This is a genomic window from Clostridium kluyveri, assembly GCF_001902295.1.
GTDB classification, from domain to species: Bacteria; Bacillota; Clostridia; order Clostridiales; family Clostridiaceae; genus Clostridium_B; species Clostridium_B kluyveri_B.
This window is the reverse complement of the sequence record NZ_CP018335.1, coordinates 191,856-214,737: the sequence shown is the minus strand read 5'-3', so window position 1 is coordinate 214,737 and position 22,882 is coordinate 191,856. Positions and strand designations below refer to the sequence as shown.

The 22,882-nt window shown below is 30.1% G+C and carries 21 protein-coding genes and 1 other annotated feature; of the genes, 17 read left to right on the top strand and 4 right to left on the bottom strand.

All coding sequences use genetic code 11. The features are described 5' to 3' along the window. Positions 1 to 324 precede the first annotated feature (324 nt). A complete protein-coding gene (locus BS101_RS01270; protein WP_073537195.1) occupies positions 325 to 2,223 on the top strand; it encodes a glutamine synthetase in 1,899 nt (632 codons plus the stop codon). A gap of 48 nt (positions 2,224 to 2,271) precedes the next feature. On the opposite strand, the gene BS101_RS01265 is transcribed toward BS101_RS01270, so the two are convergent. Further along, complete coding sequence (locus tag BS101_RS01265; RefSeq protein ID WP_073541018.1) at positions 2,272 to 2,820, bottom strand: hypothetical protein; 549 nt, start codon at positions 2,818 to 2,820, stop codon at positions 2,272 to 2,274. A gap of 217 nt (positions 2,821 to 3,037) precedes the next feature. On the opposite strand from BS101_RS01265, the gene BS101_RS01260 reads away from it, so the two are divergent. From BS101_RS01260 to BS101_RS01185, 16 genes are all read left to right on the top strand, one after another. Next, positions 3,038 to 3,202 (top strand): DUF1540 domain-containing protein, encoded by a 165-nt coding sequence (locus BS101_RS01260; protein WP_073537194.1) that lies wholly within the window; start codon positions 3,038 to 3,040, stop codon positions 3,200 to 3,202. Positions 3,203 to 3,626: 424 nt separating this feature from the next. Then, positions 3,627 to 4,889, top strand: coding sequence for a UDP-N-acetylglucosamine 1-carboxyvinyltransferase (locus tag BS101_RS01255; protein WP_073537193.1), 1,263 nt, complete (start codon positions 3,627 to 3,629; stop codon positions 4,887 to 4,889). A 22-nt stretch (positions 4,890 to 4,911) separates the two neighbouring features. After that, positions 4,912 to 5,700: an MBL fold metallo-hydrolase gene (locus BS101_RS01250; RefSeq protein WP_073537192.1), complete on the top strand. Its 789-nt coding sequence runs from the start codon at positions 4,912 to 4,914 to the stop codon at positions 5,698 to 5,700. 15 nt (positions 5,701 to 5,715) lie between these two features. Then, entirely contained in the window at positions 5,716 to 6,282 is a 567-nt protein-coding gene (locus BS101_RS01245; RefSeq protein ID WP_073537191.1) for a GerMN domain-containing protein, read from the top strand. Continuing rightward, positions 6,266 to 6,427: a CxxH/CxxC protein gene (locus BS101_RS01240; RefSeq protein WP_083585622.1), complete on the top strand. Its 162-nt coding sequence runs from the start codon at positions 6,266 to 6,268 to the stop codon at positions 6,425 to 6,427. Before BS101_RS01245 ends, BS101_RS01240 begins: the two co-directional genes overlap by 17 nt. A gap of 56 nt (positions 6,428 to 6,483) precedes the next feature. Beyond that, entirely contained in the window at positions 6,484 to 6,984 is a 501-nt protein-coding gene (locus BS101_RS01235; protein WP_073537189.1) for an SEC-C metal-binding domain-containing protein, read from the top strand. Positions 6,985 to 7,094: 110 nt separating this feature from the next. Next, positions 7,095 to 8,339, top strand: coding sequence for an exonuclease SbcCD subunit D (locus BS101_RS01230; protein ID WP_073537188.1), 1,245 nt, complete (start codon positions 7,095 to 7,097; stop codon positions 8,337 to 8,339). Beyond that, positions 8,302 to 11,796: an SbcC/MukB-like Walker B domain-containing protein gene (locus tag BS101_RS01225; RefSeq protein WP_073537187.1), complete on the top strand. Its 3,495-nt coding sequence runs from the start codon at positions 8,302 to 8,304 to the stop codon at positions 11,794 to 11,796. The genes BS101_RS01230 and BS101_RS01225 overlap by 38 nt, the downstream gene beginning before the upstream one ends. A gap of 40 nt (positions 11,797 to 11,836) precedes the next feature. Further along, positions 11,837 to 13,651 (top strand): DUF4434 domain-containing protein, encoded by a 1,815-nt coding sequence (locus BS101_RS01220; RefSeq protein ID WP_073537186.1) that lies wholly within the window; start codon positions 11,837 to 11,839, stop codon positions 13,649 to 13,651. 41 nt (positions 13,652 to 13,692) lie between these two features. After that, positions 13,693 to 14,163, top strand: a complete 471-nt coding sequence (locus BS101_RS01215; protein ID WP_073537185.1) for a methylated-DNA--[protein]-cysteine S-methyltransferase — start codon at positions 13,693 to 13,695, stop codon at positions 14,161 to 14,163. A 96-nt stretch (positions 14,164 to 14,259) separates the two neighbouring features. Continuing rightward, positions 14,260 to 14,502, top strand: a binding site (T-box leader). A 51-nt stretch (positions 14,503 to 14,553) separates the two neighbouring features. Continuing rightward, a complete protein-coding gene (gene asnS, locus BS101_RS01210) occupies positions 14,554 to 15,945 on the top strand; it encodes an asparagine--tRNA ligase (RefSeq protein WP_073537184.1) in 1,392 nt (463 codons plus the stop codon). Positions 15,946 to 15,970: 25 nt separating this feature from the next. Next, a complete protein-coding gene (locus tag BS101_RS01205) occupies positions 15,971 to 16,216 on the top strand; it encodes a TM1266 family iron-only hydrogenase system putative regulator (RefSeq protein ID WP_073537183.1) in 246 nt (81 codons plus the stop codon). Positions 16,217 to 16,525: 309 nt separating this feature from the next. After that, positions 16,526 to 17,005 carry a dUTP diphosphatase gene (locus tag BS101_RS01200; protein ID WP_073537182.1) on the top strand — a complete coding sequence of 160 codons (480 nt, stop codon included), beginning with the start codon at positions 16,526 to 16,528 and terminating at the stop codon, positions 17,003 to 17,005. 124 nt (positions 17,006 to 17,129) lie between these two features. Further along, positions 17,130 to 17,561 carry a DMT family transporter gene (locus tag BS101_RS01195; RefSeq protein WP_073537181.1) on the top strand — a complete coding sequence of 144 codons (432 nt, stop codon included), beginning with the start codon at positions 17,130 to 17,132 and terminating at the stop codon, positions 17,559 to 17,561. Between the two features lie 100 nt (positions 17,562 to 17,661). Then, complete coding sequence (locus tag BS101_RS01190) at positions 17,662 to 18,861, top strand: S8 family serine peptidase (RefSeq protein WP_073537180.1); 1,200 nt, start codon at positions 17,662 to 17,664, stop codon at positions 18,859 to 18,861. A gap of 149 nt (positions 18,862 to 19,010) precedes the next feature. Further along, complete coding sequence (locus tag BS101_RS01185) at positions 19,011 to 19,520, top strand: ferritin (protein ID WP_073537179.1); 510 nt, start codon at positions 19,011 to 19,013, stop codon at positions 19,518 to 19,520. A gap of 87 nt (positions 19,521 to 19,607) precedes the next feature. On the opposite strand, the gene BS101_RS01180 is transcribed toward BS101_RS01185, so the two are convergent. The 3 genes from BS101_RS01180 to BS101_RS01170 form a co-directional block, all read right to left on the bottom strand. Next, positions 19,608 to 20,453 carry an acetyl-CoA carboxylase carboxyltransferase subunit alpha gene (locus tag BS101_RS01180; RefSeq protein WP_073537178.1) on the bottom strand — a complete coding sequence of 282 codons (846 nt, stop codon included), beginning with the start codon at positions 20,451 to 20,453 and terminating at the stop codon, positions 19,608 to 19,610. A gap of 68 nt (positions 20,454 to 20,521) precedes the next feature. Then, positions 20,522 to 21,397 (bottom strand): acetyl-CoA carboxylase, carboxyltransferase subunit beta, encoded by an 876-nt coding sequence (accD, locus tag BS101_RS01175; RefSeq protein WP_073537177.1) that lies wholly within the window; start codon positions 21,395 to 21,397, stop codon positions 20,522 to 20,524. Between the two features lie 120 nt (positions 21,398 to 21,517). Beyond that, positions 21,518 to 22,861: an acetyl-CoA carboxylase biotin carboxylase subunit gene (locus BS101_RS01170; protein WP_073537176.1), complete on the bottom strand. Its 1,344-nt coding sequence runs from the start codon at positions 22,859 to 22,861 to the stop codon at positions 21,518 to 21,520. Between the last annotated feature and the right edge of the window lie 21 nt (positions 22,862 to 22,882).

Here is a 22,882-nt window from a genome sequence, read left to right as displayed (position 1 = left end):
AAATGTTATACATTTTATTATATAATATAGATTTAAACTACACAAATTTTTAAAAACATGAATAAATAACCTTAATTTTTAAGCTTTATCCTTAAAATTAAATATTATATTTTATATTTTTTAACTATTGCAACCTGACCCATAAATTTATTCAAAATCTATTGACATATATGAATATTAATTATAAAATCATAAATATATAAAATTTAAATAATTAATAAATAATTTATATTTTATCAACTAGAATATAAATTAAATTGACTATACACTGACAGAGTATTAAAAATCTATGCTCTTCTAACTCATTTATAGGAGGAAAAAACTATGTTAAAAGATTTAATCTATGTAATACCTAAGACTATGCAATCTGAAGATAGCTTAAAAGAACTATTAACTTCTCACCCTGAAATAAAATTTGTATCTCTTGTAGGTATAGATCTTTCAGGAAATGACACTGACGAGAAAATCCCTATTAAAATTTTTCTAAAAGATATCTCTGGATTTTTAAAAGGATCAATTCAAACTGATGGTTCATCTGTAGTTCTTCCAGGTATAGCTACACTAAATAATGCAAAAGTCGATATGGTATGTGATTGTGATGTGAATTGGTATATAGACTATAATACTAATAATATCGATCCTGAAACAGATAAACCTGTGGGAACACTTAGAATTCCATGCTTTTTCTATCATGAGCACAAAGCTGTAGATTCTAGATATGTACTAAAAAATTGTATACAACACTTTAAAACAAATCTTCTAAATTTATTCAAAGAATATCCAAGTTCCCTTTCTTCTTTCGGACTAAAATATGAAGATATAGATGATGTAGTTGCTACATGTGCAACAGAACTAGAATTCTGGGTAAATACTCCTAATAACCCTGCTGAAATCGAAGAATTATCCACATCCCAAACACTACAAGAACAATATTGGACCAGAACTAAAGGTGCAGTAAGAACTGCTTTGGAACAAACACTTTCAACTATGGAATTGTACGGATTGGAACCTGAAATGGGTCATAAAGAAGTAGGAGGAATAAAATCCAACATTGATGATAAGGGAAGATTTAATCATATAATGGAACAGCTTGAAATAGACTGGAAATATTCCACTGCAGTGCAATCTGTTGATAATGAATTACTTGCAAAGAGTATAGTTAAAGAAACTTTCAGAAATAACGGACTAGAGGTTACTTTCCTGGCTAAACCTATAGAAGGGGTTGCTGGTAGTGGAGAACATACTCACATAGGTATAGCATTAAAACTCAAAAGTGGTAAAATCATAAATCTATTTTCTTCTACTGAAAATCACTTTTTAAGTATTTTTGGCTATGCTTCAGTAATGGGAATACTTAAAAACTACGAGGTTATAAATCCTCTCGTTTCTTCTACAACTGATGCCTTAAGAAGATTAAAGCCTGGATTTGAAGCACCTGTTTGTATTGTAACATCTATAGGACATTCTGTTGAAATACCTTCGAGAAACAGATCTGTACTTATAGGAGTTGTAAGAGATTTAGAAAATCCTTTAGGTACAAGATTTGAACTTAGAGCACCAAATCCTCGTACTAATACTTATCTGGCTGTAACAGGACTATATATGGCTATGTTAGATGGAATAACCTATGCTGTAACTAATAATAAAACAGAAGATGATCTTTTAGCTGAGTTATCCAAAAAACCTGGAGAAGATGCGTCATATCTAGAAAAAGAAAGAGCTTATAGAAGTGAAGAAGATGTATTTGAAGACTTTACTGATGAAGAAAGAGCTAAGTTCTTCGGTAAAGCTCCTGCAACTGTATACGAAAACTTAACCGCCATTGATAAATATCCAGAAAAGAAAGCTGTATTAACTAAAGCTGATGTATTAAACGACAAATTAATAAACAGTTTTAAATTGGGTGCTATAAAAAGATGGCTAGTAGAACTAAATCATAGAATTTTAAATGAATACATTAATGAAATAAGAGGTTATAAACTGCTTCACTCTGTGGATAAAGCTTTAGATTTAGATGTAGCTACTTGGATGAAAATAGACGCTTTAAAATGCTATTTAATGAAAGACTCTTATGCTAATAAAAGCTTATTCTCCAAGATAAGGATTGCATCAGAGGAAGAAAACTATGAAGAAGTATCTAACCTTCAAATAGAAGTGGAACAAAAAATGTCAGAATTAAGAGAACTATACTCTATATACAAGAAAAATTTACTTGATATTTAATATAAAACAGAGTAAGCCCTGCAGGGCTTACTCTGTTTTATATATAATTTAAAAATCTCTCAGCGGAAAATTCTTTAATATTACCTCTTTTTTGTTGTTTACAGCTTTCCAAAGTTCAATTCTATCTATTTTAACCATCTTACAGGTATTTTCTACTTTAATGTTTTCATGAAATGTATTATTATGTTCTTTAAAATTCAATTCCCTCATTTGATAATTAGTGTTTGCCAGTAAAACTTTTAAATTGATATCATTTAAATTTTCTTTTACATTAAATTTATGTAATTTTAGAATTTCATTTATTTGTCTAGCTAATCTTATAATATATCCTTTATTCTCAATTTTTAAATTGATAGATTTATAAAAAGAATCAACACTAACATCATCGATCTGTACTTTAAATTTCTTATAGGGTTTTAACATATCCGAAATAATTTTAGTGAGTTTTTCTAAGTCGGGATTTTCTATAATTTCAAGAGTTATATGTAACATGGGTACATTTTTATATAATTTATATTTTCTACATATATTCTTTTGTATGCGTTGAATATAGAAATAAGAATCTTTATCAAATAAAGCCACCAAATAATATTTCATTATTTTTTCAATCCCCCAGATAAATTTAAAAATATACATTTTGTTTAGGTACTATTATAACATAAAACCACCATATATAGTATTAAATATTTATATTAATTTATAGAATACAAACTTTATAAAAAGACAATACTATTAATGTTTAAAAATTATATAGAGAAAGAGGTGACAAATCCTGCTTACTAAAAATACGATATTTCTATAAGCAGGTAAAATTATGAATAATGGTAGAAATTCTAGTATAGGATGTATAGTTAACGAATGTAGATTTCATGCAAAAGACACTGATTACTGCACACTTGATAAAATAGAAGTGACAAAACATGAAGCAATGGCTAAAGACGTACAATGTACCGACTGTGGAAGTTTTAAAAAGGAATAATTTCTTCCACAGTATATTCTAAAAAACACAAATTACACTAAAAAAACCTAGCTTTATTGTTTAAAGCTGGGTTTTAAATTTATCTAAATGCTAGAATTAGGTGATTTTCTCATTTTATTCAAAGTCGAAAATAAACACTGCAACATACCTGGATGAGTTCTTCCCCTAAATGATGACGTATTCTAAGTGCTAAAAGAATACGTTAATGAGGTTCAGAGAAGAAAATCACTTCTCATATACAAACTCCACCTGCAACTAAGAATCACTTGATAAATAAATAATTTTAACACACCCTTCATATTTTTAAATTTATTATTAAAATAATATAGAATTATGTTATAATAAACTTTGTGCAATATGAATTAAATTTAATATTTTCTAAAACTTTATATAAATTAAATTTATGATAAGGATGGATACATAAATGAATAAATTAGTAATTAATGGCGGAAATCCTCTTTCCGGTTCTATAGAGATTAACGGTGCTAAAAATGCTGCCGTTGCAATATTACCAGCATCAATACTAGCCAGCAGTGGTATATGTTCCATTGATAATATACCTGACATAGAAGATGTGCATTGTATAGAAAAAATCTTAAAAAGCTTAGGCTGCAAGGTGAAAACTGGCAAAAACTTAGTAGTTATAGACAGTACCACCATAAATAAAATAGATGCAGATACTGATGATGTGAGAAAAATGCGAGCTTCTTATTACCTTATAGGTGCACTGCTTGCCAGATTTAAAAAGGCAAGGGTTGAACTACCCGGAGGATGTCCTATAGGAGTACGACCTATAGATCAACATATAAAAGGTTTTGAAGCATTAGGTGCCAAAGTAGAAATCAAACATGGCTGTGTGTCGGTAAGTGCTGAAAAATTAATTGGCACAAGTATATTTTTTGATGTAGTAAGTGTAGGTGCCACTATAAATGTGATGTTAGCCGCTACCCTAGCAGAAGGAATAACAACCCTTGAGAATGTAGCAAAAGAACCCCATGTAGTAGATGTAGCAAACTTTTTAAACAGTATGGGAGCAAATATTAAAGGTGCAGGTACTGAAATAATACGTGTGGTAGGAGTAAAGGAATTAAAAGGATGTTCCTACAGTGTTATACCAGATCAAATAGAAGCAGGTACATATATGATTGCAGCTGCCGCTTGTGGTGGAGAAGTAATAATAGAAAATGTTATACCTAAACACTTAGAGTCCATATCTGCAAAACTCATAGAAATGGGCGTTGAAATAATAGAAAATGGCGATTCTATAACTGTGAAATCCAAGGGGAGATTAAAAGGTATAAACATAAAAACCCAACCCTATCCGGGTTTCCCTACTGACGTACAACAACCTTTAAGTGCTCTTCTAACAGTTGCAGAAGGAAGAAGTATTATAAATGAAAGTATATGGGAAAGTAGATTTAAACACATAGATGAATTAAAAAAAATGGGTGCAAATATTAAAGTAGAAGGAAGAATTGCTATTATAGATGGTGTAGATAAACTCAGTGGAGCTATAGTAAAAGCTACGGACTTAAGAGCCGGCGCAGCAATGGTTATAGCGGGTCTTATTGCAGACGGCACTACTGAAGTCTTAAGCATTGATCATATTGACAGAGGATATCCTAATATAGAAGATAAATTTAAAGCTTTAGGTGCTAACATAAAAAGAGTATCTTACGTGGAATAATTAAAATTTAGGAGATATTGCTATGATTTTTTGTCCTTTATACAGTGGAAGCAGTGGAAACAGCACCTTTTTAGCATCAGATAACACCAAAATTCTAGTAGATGCAGGTCTTTCAGGTAAAAATATAGAAACTGCCCTTTTAAAAATCGGCTTCAATCCAAAGGAGATAGATGCTATACTTGTTACACACGAACACACTGATCACATCAAAGGAGTAGGAGTTTTATCTAGAAAATATAATATACCTATTTATGCAAATGCTCTTACCTGGAAATGTATGTCAAAACATATTGGGAAAATAAAAGAACATAATATAAAAGTAATTTATAATAATCACATAAGTATAAAAGATATGGACATAACAAGCTTTAGTACATCTCATGATGCTGTAGATCCTTACGGCTATGCTATCGATTGTAAAAATAAAAGGGCCTGTGTAGCAACAGATTTGGGATTTATTTCAGATGAAATTGAATATATTTTAAAAGACTCCGATGTAATACTTCTAGAAAGCAATCATGATGTTGAGATGTTAAAATTCGGACCATATCCCTATGATCTAAAAAGACGAATTCTAAGCAAAATAGGACATCTATCTAATGATGACTGTGGAAAAGCTATATTAAATATTATAAATAACAAATTTAAAAAAATTATTTTGGGACATCTAAGTAAAACAAATAATTATCCTGAACTAGCATACCAGACCGTAATAAATACTTTAATTGAAGCTGGTGTAAAATTAAATATGGATGTAACTATATCTATGGCAAGACGTGATAAACCCAGTAATTATATAAAATTTAAATAGAAAAAGGTGAGACATATGAAAAAATTTTTTATTATATTTCTATGCTTTATAATTACATTTTCTATTTTAATATTATCTGCTTGTGACAAAAAGGACAATTTAAGTATAAACAATAATGAAAAAGAAAAAATTATAGCTCTTTCAAAAGAGACAGATAACCTTTTGGATTTAAATATTTATTTTAATTCTTCTAAAGATCCAAATACAGTTGAAATATCTAAAGAAAGCCGCATAATAAAAAAAGATGAATTATTTGCAGAAACCATAATAAATGAATTGATAAAAGGTCCCTCTGTTAAAAGTAACCTGACTCCCATACTTCCTAAAAATACTAGAATCATAAGCATGTCAATAAAAGATAATATTGCTTATTTAAATTTAAGCGAAGAAGCCAACATTGAAATGACCTCAATTAAAGAAGAAACTTGTTTAAAAAGTATAGTTTTTTCCCTTACACAAATTTCGACTATAAACAAAGTTAAAATTTCCATAAATAATAAAGATTCAGATATTTGGAGTAATAATTTTGACTTATCGAAACCTATTGGAAAGGACGATATTGAAAATGCCAGAAAAAAATAAATACTGCTGCATTGAACATATAGATATATCTTTTGATGATTTTATATTAGACAATGAAACTTTTCCCTATTTAATAAGTACTGAGAACCACAAATGCACTTATTGTGATAAGGAAGCTAAATACATTTTAAAATTGAAACCTTAAAATAAAAATTTTTGAAAGGAGGTACTGCTACAAAAGTACAGTAGCAGAATAAAACTATGAGTTTGTATAAAGATTGGACAGATATGGTTGTAGACTTCGTAAAAACTAACGGAGAAAATGCATTTTGGAAACAATATGGCACAATTGAAAAAAATATTTATACAAAAATATTATGTGAGCATGGAAATTTATTGGAGGGAACCATAGAAGAACTAGCAGAAAAATTTGAAACCTCAACAATATATTTTATGGGTTTTCTAGATGGTGTGAATACTAGCTTAGATGTTCCTCTTGAACTAGATGATTTGGAAGAAAGCTCTAAGATCAATATAAGTATTAATTTTGAAAAATTGTACTATAATATGCTAGATTCAAAAGCAGATTATTTATATAAGCTTTCTCAATGGAATTCTATATTCTCCAGTGAAAAAAGAAAAGAAATCCGTAAAAAATGGCTTAATTCTAAAACAATAGTAAATAAAAATAGAGTAGGTAGAAATGATCCTTGTCCCTGTGGAAGCGGCAAAAAATATAAACACTGCTGTGGAAATAAATGATACTATTAAAATTTTCATAAATTACATAAAACTTACACGAACGCCACTAGTATCTCAATTATTAGTGGCGTATATTATAATCTTATTATTGAATTTGAAGGGAGAATCTAATGAGAATTTTACATACTTCCGACTGGCACCTTGGAAAAAGTTTGGAAGGCCACAGTCGTATGGAGGAACAGGAGGCATTTCTTGAAGATTTTATAAATATAGTCCAGAAGAATCATGTAGATTTGGTAATTATCGCAGGAGATATTTATGATAATGCAAATCCACCTGCAAGGGCTGAAAAAATATTTTACCACACATTAAAAAAGTTATCCTCAAAAGGAGAAAGGTTGACCCTGATTATCGCAGGAAATCATGATAATCCTGACAGATTAGTGGCGGCAGGACCTCTCGCTAGAGATCATGGTATCATAATGATGGGAACTCCAAAATCCATAGTACCCCGGGGTGATTACGGAAATAACAAAGTAATAAATTCCGGCCAGGGTTTTATTGAAATTGAGCTAAATAAAGAAAAGGCCATAATTATAGCAGTACCTTATCCCAGTGAAAAGAGATTGAATGAAGTTTTATACAATAGTATGGAAGAAGAAAAAGAACAAATAAAATCATACAATGACAGAATTAAAAAATTATTTTATAACTTAAGTAAAAATTATAGAGAAGACACTATAAATATTCTCGTTTCTCACTTGTTCACTCTAGGAAGTGACCAAGCCGGCTCTGAGAGAAATGTACAGCTTGGTGGAAGTTTTATTGTAAATAAAGATTGTTTTCCTGAAAATGCACAGTATATAGCCCTGGGTCATATCCATAAACCTCAAATAGTACCAGGAACTAATGGAAAGGCCAGATATTCCGGTTCACCTATTCAATATAATAAAAAAGAAATCAATTTTAAGAAAAAGTGTTTTATTGTAGATGTAGAGGCTGGGAAGGAGTGTAATGTCCAGGAAATTGAACTCAAGGTGTATAAACCCATAGAAGTCTGGAAATGCAGCAGCATTGAAGATGCCATAGAAAGATGTACTAAGAACAAGGATAGAAACTGTTGGGTCTATTTAGAGGTAGTTACAGATAGGTTTATAAGGGAAGATGAAATAAAGCTTATGAAAACTACAAAAAGGGACATAATTGAAATTGTACCAAAAATAGAAGATAGTTCTTCTAGAAATATAGATATACATGATTTTTCCCATAAATCCTTTGAAGAAATTTTTAGAGAATTCTACTTTAAAGAAAGAAAAGTAGAGCCTCAATCAGAGGTAATAGATTTATTATTGTCTATTATGAAGGAGGAAAAAGAGGATGAAACCTATCAGTCTGAAAATAAAAGGATTAAATAGCTTTGAGAACAGTCAAGAAATTGATTTTGAAAAATTGACAGAAAGAGGTATATTCGGCATATTTGGACCTACCGGCAGTGGAAAATCTACTGTGCTTGATGGCATTACCTTGTCTCTATATGGGGAAGTAGCTAGAAAAAGTTCAAATTTTATAAATGTGAATTGCAACAACTTATATGTAAGTTATCAATTTCAGATATCTGAAAAAAAGGTGAAAACTTATAGAGTAGAAAGGGAATTTAGAAGAGACCAAAAAAGTGGCAGTGTAAGAAGTAGAACAGCCAGAATAATAAGTATTGAAGATAATATAGAAAAAATTCTGGAGGAAGGGTCCAAAAATGTAACTGAAAAATGTCAGGAAATACTGGGGCTGAAACTGGAGGATTTCACAAGAACTGTAGTACTTCCCCAAGGTAAATTCAGTGAATTTTTAAGACTAGAAGGAAAAGATAGAAGAAATATGCTTGAAAGGTTATTTGGCCTACAAAAATATGGAGATAACCTTTCATTTAAATTGAATTTAAAAAATAAAGAGGAAAAAATGAAGTTTCATGAACTTGAGGGACAACTTAAAGGTTATGAAGGCATCAATGAAGAAATTCTGGAAGCTAAAGTAATACAAATGAAAGATCTAGAGGATAATTATAACAAAACTAAAAAGGAATATGATGATTTAGAAAAGAAATATAATAATGAAAGGGATTTATGGAAACTTCAATTGGAATTAGAGCAAAAATCTTATGAACTAGAAATGTTAACAAAAAGAGAAAATGAAATAAAGAATTATGAGAAAAAAATCAAATTGGCAGAAGGTACTTTAAAGGTGAAACCTTATGCAGATAATTTCAAAAATACATCTGCACAAATAAAAATTACTAAAGATAACTTATCAAATTTAAATACTAAAATAAACAGTATAAAAAAGAATAAAAATGAGATAGAAATGTTACTAAATGAGGCTAGAGATAAAAAAGATAAAAAACTACCTGAATTAAAAGTAAAAGAACAAAAAATTAAAGATGCTATTGAAGAACAAAAACTACTTGAAAAGCTAAGGCAGGAAAAAACCCTTCTTGAGAACGATATTGGATCTTTAAAGGAAAAGTTCAGTAATAAAAATAGCCAGATAATGATAAATGAAAATCATACCTCTAATTTGTTAAATGAAATGAAAACTAAAGAAAAATTGATAGAGACTTTAAAAATATCTGAAGAATATAGAAAAAAAATAAATGAAGGCATGATTATTTTAGCTAATTATGAAAATAGAATGCTGCAAAGGGACAAATCAATTAAAAGTATAAAAAATTGTGAAGAAAATATAAAAACAGCAGTCTATAGAAAAGAAATATTGTTAAAACATATAAATGAAATAGAAAAGACCTTATATCACTGTAATACACGATTAAATATACTAGTTAAAACCTGCCCTGGAGATGAAAATACACTATTAGATTTTCACCAGCGTTTGTCCCATTTCAAAACAAAATGGGATAAATATTATGAGTATATGGATTTGTTAGATAAAAATAAAGGCATGGTTGAGAATTTGGAAAAAGACCTAATAAATATAACTACCTTTGAATCTAACATGAGAAATTCTATAGAAGAATTAGAGAAAAAAATTCACCAATTCGAAAAAGACAATATGGCAATTATGCTGATACATACTCTGCAAGAAGGTGATCCATGTCCCGTATGTGGTTCTGTATATCATCCAAAAAAAGAAATCGGTAAAATTGATAGGGATAATCTTGAAAAATTAAAATCACATTACCTTGAAAAAAAGAACAAAATAGAGAAGTCAACTAAAGAAGCAATAGAAATTCAAACTAACATAGCATTAAAAAGAAAAAATATAGAGGAAAACAAAAGGAAAATTGAGGAATTGGGGGAAGATTTCAAGTCAACACCTATAAAAATTCTTCAAGATAAATTTTATAAGTTAAAGCAGCAAATATATGAATTTAAAAGGGAAAAAAATCTTATAGAAGAAGAAATAAAAACGTTAAAAGACAACAAGAATTCTCTGGATATTGACTATAATAAGGAACTTACAATAGAAATTGAAAACAGTACCCAACTCATAAAATTACAGCAGGATTTAAAATTAGAAGAAGAACAAATAAAATTAATAAAGAACCAATTATCTTTATTAAAAGCTGATTTATCTGTAGAAGATTTGAAAAGCAAAGCAAATGAAATAATAGAAACACAAAGACGTATATCCAACCTGGAAAGTGAAGTAAAGAAAATAAGAAAAACCATAGAAGTAAAGCAAAGTGAAAGAGATGAAATTAGATGTTATATTACAGAACTCAAAGAAAAACTAAGTGAAAAACAAACAAGAATTCGAGAAATGGATAAAAGCATAGTTGAAAAAGAATATAGCATAAAAAATAAAGTAGGTGAAATAACAGATCTTAATCATTTCAATAGAGAAGTATGTAATCTTATAGAAAAAATTGAAAGTGAATATATAAAAACTGAAAAAACCGCCAGGGAAATAGTAAAAGAATATGATGAAATTAATAATAAGATAATATTAGCTCAAAGTAATCTAGTTAATTTAAATGAAAGAAATATAAAAGAAGAAAAAAATCTTAAAAGTATACTGTATGAACAAGGGTTTGAAGATATTTATGAAGCTGAAAAGTTTTTTATGAATAGATCAGAAATAGAAAAATTAAATAAAGAGATACAAGAATATAGGAATTCTATTTCAAGAATAAAAGGTGCTGTAGAAAACATTTATAAAAATATGAAGGGAAGAACTCTAACAAAAGAGCAGTGGGATAAAACACAAAATGATAAAAACAAAAAAAGTTATGAACTAAATAAATTATATGAGGATAAAATAACATTAAATAAAGAAGTAACTTCTATGAATACAAAATTACTGGAACTAAAGGATTTATTAAATGAAAAGAAAAAAATAGAACATAAATTAGCTCTCCTAAGTGATCTAGAAAAATTATTTAAAGGTAAAAAGTTTGTAGAGTTTATAGCAGCAAATCAATTGAAATATATATCCTTAGAAGCCGATAAACAATTGAGGGAGATTACCTGCGGCAATTATGGACTGGAAGTGGATGAAGACGGAAGATTTTTCATTAGGGACTATAAAAATGGAGGGAAGGAAAGAGATGCCTCTACATTATCAGGGGGTGAGACTTTCGTCGCATCTTTAGCACTGGCACTGGCACTGTCATCTCAAATACAATTAAAAGGCAGGTCACCTTTGGAATTGTTTTTCCTGGACGAAGGCTTTGGAACTCTGGATGACAATTTACTGGAAATAGTGATGGACTCACTGGAAAAAATACATAATGACAAATTGTCCATAGGAGTCATAAGTCATCTTGAAATTATAAAAGAAAGGATGCCTGTAAAACTTATAGTAACTACTGCTGAATCTGGAATGGGGGGAAGTAAAGTAAGAATAGAAAAAAGTTAATTAAATTACTTAAAAATTGAGAAAGGAACGCTCATAATATATGTGGAATAAAAAACTCATATCAATAATTTTAATATTAGTAGTTTTACTTTTTACATTAATGTATTTTAATAGCCCTTTAAAAAATAATAAAAATTATCCTATAGTAGACGGTTCTTTTATACAATTGGATTTAACACAAAACTGGAATTCAGATAAATGGGAAAAAGAATTGCTCTATCTTAAAGAAAATAAAATGAACTACCTTGTAATAACAAATGTTTCTCAAACAGAGGGAGATATTACTAAGACCTGTTATAAAAGTAAGAATAAAAGTTTTCAAAAACTATATGGCAATATAGACCCTGTAGAATTATGTCTAAAAAATGCTGAAAAATTAAATATTAAAGTCTTCATAGATACAAATTTCAATAGTCAATGGTGGCAGATATCAGGAAATGATTCCTTATGGCTAAATTCTCAAATGGAAAGAGCCAATCTTATAGCCAGTGAACTATATGAAAATTATCACTCTAAATACCCCAATGCATTTTATGGCTGGTATTTTCCTTATGAAGTGGACAATGCTAAGTTCAATAAACTTAGTGACTTTGATACCCTGGCTGGCGCCCTTAATATCCATTTGGATTACCTTGATAAAAACCATAAACGCCTGCCAATCTTACTATCACCATTTATGAATTCTTCTGTAGGTACTGCAAAAGAATATGCTTCGAACTGGGAATATTTATTTTCAAAAACTAATTTCAAAAGTGGAGATATATTTTGCCCCCAAGATTCTATAGGAAGTGGCAGACTAAAACTGGACGAAGTTAATTCCTGGTATACAGCTCTTAGAAAAGCGGTATCTAAAAAACCTGGAATGTTATTTTGGGCTAATACCGAAACCTTTGACTATGTTAATAATTCTACTGTACCATTAGATAGATTTTTAAAGCAGCTCAAATTAGAACAGCCTACTGTAGATAATATAATCTGTTTTTCATACAGCCATTACTACAGTCCAAACAATATATCCAGTGGGTTTAATGAAGCATACTCCTACTATGTAAAAAACGGAAAACTTCCTAATGAAAAACTAAGTATGCCCCAAAATCTAAATGTGGCTGCCATAGAAAAAAATAAATTTAAGATAACCTGGCAGGCTCCAAAAAAAACCGATAATATCTGTGGATATGAAGTTTACAGAGATAATATTTTAATTTCAAGAATTATGGTTCAAAGAAAATATGGCGGTGATCCTAAAGTATTTTCTAATACTATTGTAGATATACCTACACTGAAAGAAAATGTAAAATCCTATACCTATAAAGTAAGAGCCTTAGACTTTTCAGGCAATCTATCAAAACCATCTGATCTGGTAACAGTTAATGTGGATTCCATCAAGAAACTGCCTAATATAGTTTCTAAAAATTGTACCTATACTCTATCCCCAATGCCCCATGAAAATTATAATGACCCCAAACTTACTAAAATTACAGATGGTAAATATTCTTCTATAAATTCAGTGAAAGATAAAAATTTTATAGGATGGTACAACGATCCCTTAGATATAACTATAGACTTGGGAAAAGTAATACCTGTTCAGCAATTTATGGTAAGTTACCTTAGAGATCCCATTCCATGGTCTGAACTACCTGATAGGGCCTCTATTTCCATATCACAAGATGGCATAAATTTTACTCCAGTAGGCTCTATACGAATTCCATCTATCCCTTTTTCCGATAGATATGGTTCTAAATACCCTTTATACCTCACACTTGATACTCCTATAAATGCTAGATATGTAAGGCTATTCTCTGTTACTAAAGCCAATCACTACACTTTTATAGACGAATTTGAAGTAAGAAATTGAAAATAAAAATTTTTATAATAGATAGAAAGAAGTGATTAATTATGGAAACTCCACACACCTGCTGCTATTCTTCCCCTATCGGAACCATGAAAATAGACAGTGATGACATAGGAATAACTTCTATAGTGTTTTTAAACTATGAACCAGAAATTATAACTAATAACTACAGTATACATATAAAAAATTGTATAACCCAGCTGGATGAATATTTTAAAGGCACCAGAAAAAATTTTTCAATTGAACTGCATATTTCAGGTACCCCCTTTAGAGAAAAAGTATGGAAGGAACTTTTAAAAATCCCCTATGGCCACACCTGTTCCTATTATGATATAGCTAATTCAATAAATAATAAAAATGCCGTTAGAGCTGTAGGAGGTGCAAACCACCATAATAAAATAAGTATAATTATCCCCTGTCATAGGGTTATAGGTAAGGATGGGAATTTAACCGGATATGGCGGTGGACTATGGCGAAAAAAATGGCTTTTAGAACATGAACAAAAATATAACTGATATCAACATATTTTTTCATAATCATTGACAATAAATTTCATAAATATTATAATTTTAAAATAAAGCTTTAAATTATGATAAATTTTTATTTATAAACTAAAGACTATGATGAGAAGAGTAAATATAGGAACTTTCTAAAGCGAATTGGTTATGGTGAAAGTCCAATGTAAGTCTATATTGAAGAACATCTCGAAGTTTCTAACCGAAACCACTATGGAATTAGGCTTAGAGGTATTCAATACCTTAAAATTGAAGGATAAAGTATTTATCTTATCCTAAAAGCTGGTCATATTTATGACAAATTGGGTGGTACCGCGAATTAAGTCTTTCGTCCCTTTAGGGATGAAAGACTTTTATTAATAACATAATAAATTTACGGAGGAAAACAACATGAAAAAAACATTAGTAAAATCTCTTTACAGAGAAACTGAAAAATTTATAAATAAAGATATTGAAATCTCAGGCTGGATAAGAACCATAAGAGATTCTAAATCCTTTGCTTTCATAGAATTAAATGATGGATCATTTTTTAAAAATGTTCAAGTAGTCTTAGAGGACAAAATTGAAAATTTTAAGGAAATAATAAAGTTACCTATTAGTTCGTCATTGTGTGTGAAGGGTACCCTAATTTTAACTCCTAATGCAAAACAATCTTTTGAAATTAAAGCCAAAAAGATATCTTTAGAAGGAAATTCATCTTCAGAATATCCTCTTCAAAAGAAGAGGCATACCCTCGAGTACTTAAGAACTATAGCTCATTTAAGACCAAGAAGTAATACTTTCTCTGCTGTATTTAGAGTTCGTTCCATTGCAGCTTATGCAGTACATAAATTCTTTCAGGAAAAAGATTTTGTATATGTAAATACTCCTATAATCACAGGCAGTGACTGCGAGGGAGCCGGCGAAATGTTCAGAATAACTACAATGGATTTAAATAACGTTCCTAAAAAAGAAGATAACTCCATAGACTTTTCTAAAGATTTCTTTGGTAAAGAAACAAATTTAACCGTAAGTGGTCAGTTGTCTGCTGAAACTATGGCTCTTGCTTTTAGAAATGTATATACATTTGGTCCTACTTTTAGAGCAGAAGATTCAAATACGTCAAGGCATGCAGCTGAATTTTGGATGATAGAACCTGAAATGGCTTTTGCTGAACTGAAAGATTATATGGATACTGCGGAAGAACTGGTAAAATATATAATAAATTATGTACTTGAAAAAGCTCCTGAAGAAATGGCCTTTTTTAACTCATTCATTGATAAATCTCTATTTGACAGACTAAATAACGTATCTAATTCAGAATTTGGAAGAATAACTTACACCGAAGCTGTAGACATTTTACAGAAAAGTGGTGCATCTTTTCAATATCCAGTAGAATGGGGTATTGATCTTCAGACAGAACACGAAAGATATTTAACAGAAAAAGTGTTTAAAAAGCCTATATTTGTTACAGACTATCCAAAAGCTATAAAAGCCTTCTACATGAGAGAAAATGGAGATGGAAAGACAGTAGCCGCTGCAGACCTTTTAGTACCAGGAGTAGGAGAAATAGTGGGAGGAAGTCAAAGAGAAGAAAGATTATCGGTCCTTGAAAAAAGGATATCAGAATTTGGACTTAATAAAGAAGATTACTGGTGGTACCTGGAACTTAGAAAATATGGTGAAACCAAACACTCTGGTTTTGGATTGGGTTTTGAAAGAATACTTATGTATATAACAGGTATGTCTAACATAAGAGATGTAATTCCATTTCCTAGAACACCAGGTTCTGCTGAATTTTAAAATATTAATTGAAGGGGGAAAACCTTTGGAAAAAAGAATTGCTGTGGTTGGGATAGTTGTAGAAGATCTTGATAATTCTCCAATTGTAAATAGTATACTTCATTCTTTTTCAGATATTATAGTGGGAAGACTAGGTATTCCCTATAGAGAAAGAAATATTTCTGTTATATCAATAATAGTAGATGGAACTTCTGATGAAATAAGTTCTATGACTGGAAAATTGGGGAGAATAAATGGGATAAATGTAAAAACAGCTATTACAAAAAAATAATTTTCTTAAAATATCTAACTTAAAATAACATACCTTCATTTAACGAGGCTTCTATGATTTTATATCAAACTATAGAAGCCTTACCTCTATATACATATAATATATATTTTACCATATAAAAACAGTCCTATATTTTCACTATAATCTACAGTAATCGTTATAAATCAATTTATTTTTAAAATTTAAAATAAATTTTTAGTGTAACCGGTTGCACATTGTTTTAATATATATCAATTTTAGCTAAAATATTATTAGGTGAAAAAATTTTTTTTTACAATAATTATATCAATATGGAAAGGCGGTCTGTTTATGGATCTTGTAAAATTATTTGAATTACAAGAAAACTTAGATGAAAGAACTAAAAAAAATATTTTTATAGAAAAAAAGGATTTACTTTCAAAAAAAACTCTTGCACTTCAAGTAAAAATAGCTGAGCTGGCTAATGAAACTCAATGTTTCAAATTTTGGACTGACAATGCACCTACCAATAAGGATTTAATTTTAAAGAGTTATGTAGATTGCTTATACTTCATATTGACTTTAGGACTTGAAAAAGGGTTTACAGATATTAAAGTAAACATAAAAGTTAATGAAGATATTATTACATCACAATTTTTAAACATATATATTGATATAAATGATTTTATAGTCTGTTCCTCAAAAGACCATTATATTACTTTATTTGAAGATTTTATAAGTTTAGGGAAAAAAATAGGATTGTCTATGAAGGAAATAGAAACTGCTTACTGCTATAACCATTTTATCTATAAAGAAAAATTTAAATGTTGAAAGACTATTCTCTGTATGTTATTTAATACAGAGAATAGTCTTTCAACTAATTAAACTTTCATATTATAGCTTAATAATATATCATCTTTATGGTTAAACTAATCTTCAGGAAGGTGATGTATTTATGCTTGGCATATTATATGCAATAGTATCAGGAGTCAGTATGAGCTTACAAGGTGTGTTCAATACAAGACTTAGTGAAAAAATAGGATTGTGGTTAACAAACGCAATAGTACAAGGCATTGGTTTTATAATAACTCTTATAATAGTTTTTATGATTAAAGATAAAAATTTATCAAATTTAAGCTGCTGCAGAAAATTGTACTTTTTAGGAGGAGCTTTAGGAGTGATTATAATTTTTACTGTAATGCAGGGAATTAAACTTTTAGGGGTAACCCACTGTATTGCTATAATCCTAACAGCACAGCTTATAGCTGCAGCTGTAATTGACTTTTTCGGTTTATTCGATTCTCCAAAGATTAATTTTTCTTTGAATAAAATAATAGGCATTGCAGTAATGATAATAGGCATTGTTATATTGAAATGGAAGGGATAGATGTATATTTTTTAATTATATATTAATTATTGCACTTCATATCACATATATTATTAAGTAATATTATAATATTATTGTAATTAATTTTAAGGGGAAGAATATGTTTTCTATCAAAAATAAATTAGAAACTAACCTGAAAATATCCTTAGATAAAGGACTGTATAAAAATTACAGGGTGATAATAAAATGTACTTCCTTACCAGAGGCCATAGAAAAAAAAATAAAAACATACAGTGGTAATATAATACATTCCATTTCAATGATAAACTGTATATGTGCCATCTTGACCCCTCGTTCTATAAATAGAATAATTGAATTTCCTCAAGTAAGTTTTATAACAAATGATTATTTTGCTTTGCTTTGCGGCGAAAAGGGAGTTCTTGCTTCAAACGGCATAACATTTCAAGGAAGATATAAACTCACAGGAAAAGATGTATGTATAGGACTAGTAGATTCAGGCACTTATCCCCATGCAGATCTTTTAAGTCCCAAAAATAAAATAAAAAAATTTATAGATTTAATAGGCAATTACAAATATCCTTATGACGATAATGGTCACGGCACTTTTATAAGTGGAATCATATGTGGAAATGGTATCCAATCTAAGGGTATGTATAGAGGTATTGCAGAGGGCAGCAGTATTTATTCTGTAAAAGCTTTTAATTCTCTTGGGAAAGGTTATATATCTGATATCTTATTTTCACTTCAATTATTAATACAAGAAAGTATTAACGAAAATATAAAAGTAATTTGCCTGCCTTTGGAACTAGAAATGGCTGATTACTTCATACTATCCCTATTTGAAAAACTTTTTGAAGAAGCTGTAAAATTAAATATAGCTGTTGTAGTTCCCACAGGACATCGAGGTAATTCAGAGGGTAGTATAAGGGGTATAGCCACCTTAAGAAATTGTATAACTGTGGCAGGCATGGATACAACCTATAAAGTCCCAAAACCTTATAAATACTCTTCTTGCGGACCCATTAACAAAACAGAGAAGCCTGACCTAGCCGCTGCTTGTGTAAACATATGCTCTATAAATACAAATACCAGTTATATTTCTGAAAGAAATGGCATGAAATTATACCCTAAAATATTAGAAAAGCCTTATACATGCTACAGCGGAACTTCCTGTGCTGCCGGTTATATAAGTGGTGTGTGTTCTCTTATGTACCAAAATAATCCATCACTTACTTTTAAGGATCTTATTTCTCTTTTAAAGGTATGCTGTAATTCTCTAGATATACCAAAGTACTATCAGGGTTCTGGCATGCTGGATCTGGAGAAATTATTACCATAGGTGAATCTAAAATTTAACAAACTATTTAAACTTTAGTTAAAATATGCTATTATGAATATATACTTTTATTTAATAATTAAAATTTATAAGGAGGTGTAAACTGTTATTTTAAAACAATTATAAAAAACAGTTTTAATAACAGTGCTATTATGATAAGCGAAAGATTAGTAAATTTTATAAACGATCAAATAAATTTTGAGTACTACTCTGCTAATATCTATTTGGCTATGCAGGCATATTTTGCATCACAAGGTCTAAACGGCTTTACAAACTTTTTTAAAGTCCAAATAGAAGAAGAAAACTTTCATGCTACAAAACTCTTTAATTACTTAAATCAAGTAGGCGGAAGAGTTATTATTAAAGGTTTTCCAGATCCTGAAAATAATTACGCATCACCTCTTGAAGCTTTCGAAGCCGCTTTAGCTCATGAACAAAAAGTTACACAAAGATTTAATAATTTAATGGAAATAGCTAGAGAAGATAAAGATTATGCTTCATTAGGTTTTCTTCAATGGTTTATAGATGAACAAGTTGAAGAAGAAGATACTTTTAACAATGCTATCCAAACATTAAAAAGGATAGGTGACAATCCTGCAGCACTTTACTTGTATGATCAGGAACTGGCAAGTAGAACTTTTACTCCCCCTGCTGCCGTATAATCCATAGAAATTCACATAAATAAAAATAACTACACTGAAAAATATTTAATCTATTCTTTGTAGTTATTTTTATTATTAAACTTTTCACTATTCTATGAATTCACCCATACCTCTAAATTTATTATATCTAAGCTTAAGTAACTCATCTATATCAAATTTCTTAAGTATACCTAATTTTTTTATAAGTTCTTCTTTTATAGTTTTAGCCATAGTATCTACATCTTTTTGTGCTCCTCCTGAAGGTTCTTTTAATACTTGGTCTATTATCCCATAGTTTTTTAAGTCTTGAGCTGTAATCTTCATAACCTCTGCAGCCTCTTTAGCTCTAGATGCGTCCTTCCAAAGTATGCCTGCAAACCCTTCAGGAGATAAAATAGAATATATAGAATTTTCAAGCATCCAAACTGAATCTGCAACGGCAAAGGCAAGTGCTCCTCCACTTCCACCCTCTCCGATTACTATAGATATTATAGGCACTCTTAATTTAAACATATTCATTAAATTTCCAGCTATGGCCTCTCCCTGTCCTCTTTCTTCTGCCTCCACACCGCAAAAAGCCCCAGGAGTATCTACAAAACATATAATTGGTCTATGAAACTTATCCGCTTGTTTCATAAGTCTTAAACTCTTTCTATATCCATCTGGTTCCGGCATTCCAAAATTTCTTTTTATATTTTCATTAGTATTATTGCCTTTTTGTTGGCCTATTACAGTCACAGGTTTTCCCTCTAATAATGCAATTCCACCTACTACAGAAGGATCATCTCCAAAATATCTATCTCCATGGAATTCCATAAAAGAGTCAAATATCTTGTATATGTAATCTAAAGAAGTAGGTCTATCAACCATTCTTGCTAAAGTCACCCTATTCCATACACTTTTACTTTCAAATTTTTTATTAAGAGCTTTTTGCACCTTTCCTAACCTTTCCATACAACAACTTCCTTTCATCCAACAAATTTATAATAAAATAGTAATTTATTATAAACAATTTTTTAATATTAGTTACCTCTACCATGAATAACTAATATTTTTTTTAAAGTTTCTTTCAAATTTTCTCTGGAAACTATATTATCAATAAATCCATGTTGTAGTAGAAATTCTGCTTTTTGAAATCCTTCAGGAAGTTTTTGCTTTATAGTTTGTTCTATCACTCTTTTTCCTGCGAATCCTATAAGGGCACCTGGTTCTGCTAAAATTATATCTCCAAGCATAGCAAAGCTGGCTGTTACTCCACCTGTTGTAGGATCTGTAAGTACCGATAAATACAGGAGTCCCTCTTCATTCAATCTACTAATTGCACCACTTACTTTTGCCATTTGCATTAGTGAAAAAATCCCCTCCTGCATTCTTGCTCCTCCTGAAGTTGTAAAAATGATCAATGGTAATTTCAACTCTATAGATTTTTCCACTGCCCTTGTGATTTTCTCTCCCACCACAGAACCCATACTTCCCATCATAAAATTACTATCCATAATACATACTACGGCTTCTTCTCGTCCTATGGTACCTTTACCTGTTATTACAGCTTCTTTTATATCGGTCTTATTTTGCATATTTTTAATTTTATCTTCATACCCTTTAAATTCTATGGGATTGGCAGCAGTCATATCTTTATCAAATTCATAAAAACTTTCTTTATCCAATATAAGTTCTAATCGTTCCAGTGCATTCATCCTAAAATGATATCCACAATGATAACATACTTTATTATTTTTCTCCATATCATTTTTATATAATACCTTACCACAACCATCACATTTTACCCACATACCATTTGGTATACTTGGCTTCTTCGTAAAATCATCATGAATATCCCCTAAAGCTCGCTGGCTGACTGTAATGTACTTAGTTTTTTTAAAGAATTTATTTAACAAGTTCGCTATCACCTCTTTTATAAAATCACCAGTTAACTAAATTACCATTTAATTTATTATATAGTAAAACATTGCAAAAATAAACTCTATTTACTATCTATCACTAAACTTCAAATTTTATCAGTACTTAAAATTTTTTTCTATAAATGCTGTATCATAGGTTCCTTTTATAAACTCATCACTGCTTATTAATTCAAACTGAAAATCTATATTTGTATTTACCCCCTCTATGATAAATTCTCCTAAAGCTCTTCTCATCCTGCATATAGCTTCTTCTCTATCCTTACCATATACAATAAGTTTTGCTATCATAGAATCATAATAGGGTGGTATATTATATCCTGAATACACTGCACTATCTACTCTAACATTAGGTCCTCCAGGAACATATAATTCAGTTATTTTCCCCGGAGAAGGCATAAACCCTCTTTCCACATTTTCTGCATTTATTCTGCATTCTATGGAATGTCCATTTATTTTTATATTCTCTTGTGAAAAACTTAATTTTTCTCCAAAGGCAATTTTTATCTGTTCTTTTATAAGATCTATTCCTGTTATCATTTCAGTTACAGGATGTTCTACTTGTATACGGGTATTCATCTCCATAAAATAATAATTCCCGTCTTTATCTAAAAGAAATTCTATAGTTCCAGCATTATTATAATTTACAGCTTTAGCAGCTCTTACAGCCATTTCTCCCATAGATATTCTAAGTTCATCCATTATGACTTTTCCTGGAGCCTCTTCTAAAAGTTTTTGATTTCTCCTTTGCATGGAACAATCTCTTTCCCCTAAATAGACTATATTGCCAAAATTATCTCCAAGTATCTGAATCTCGATATGTTTTGGGGATTCTATGAATTTTTCCAAATATATAGTATCATCTCCAAAAGCTATCTTTGCCTCAGCTTTGGCATTTTCATAACTTCTTATGAGATCATCTTCACTGCGTACAATTCTTATACCTCTTCCACCCCCTCCAGCAGAAGCCTTTATCATAACAGGATATCCTATATTTCTTGCCACTTCTAAAAGTTCCTCGTCTGAATTTATAGCTTTTTTGGAGCCTGGTATTATTGAAACCCCTGCTTTACTCATTATACTTCTGGCATTAGATTTATTACCCATATTCTCAATGCACTCTGCACCAGGCCCTATAAAAGTAATATTACACTCTTCACATATCCTAGCAAATTTACTATTTTCCGATAAAAAACCAAACCCAGGATGAATAGCCTCTGCACCAGATAATACCGTAGCACTTATTATATTTTGTACATTTAAATAACTTTCCCCAGGCGCAGCAGGGCCAATACAAATAGCTTCATCTGCCATTTGTGTATGAAGGGCGTCCCTATCCGCTTCTGAATATACTGCCACAGTCTCTATACCCATTTCTCTACAGGTCCTAATTATTCTAACTGCTATTTCTCCCCTGTTGGCAATCAAAATTTTACTAAACACTTTTAAAACTCAACTCCTGAC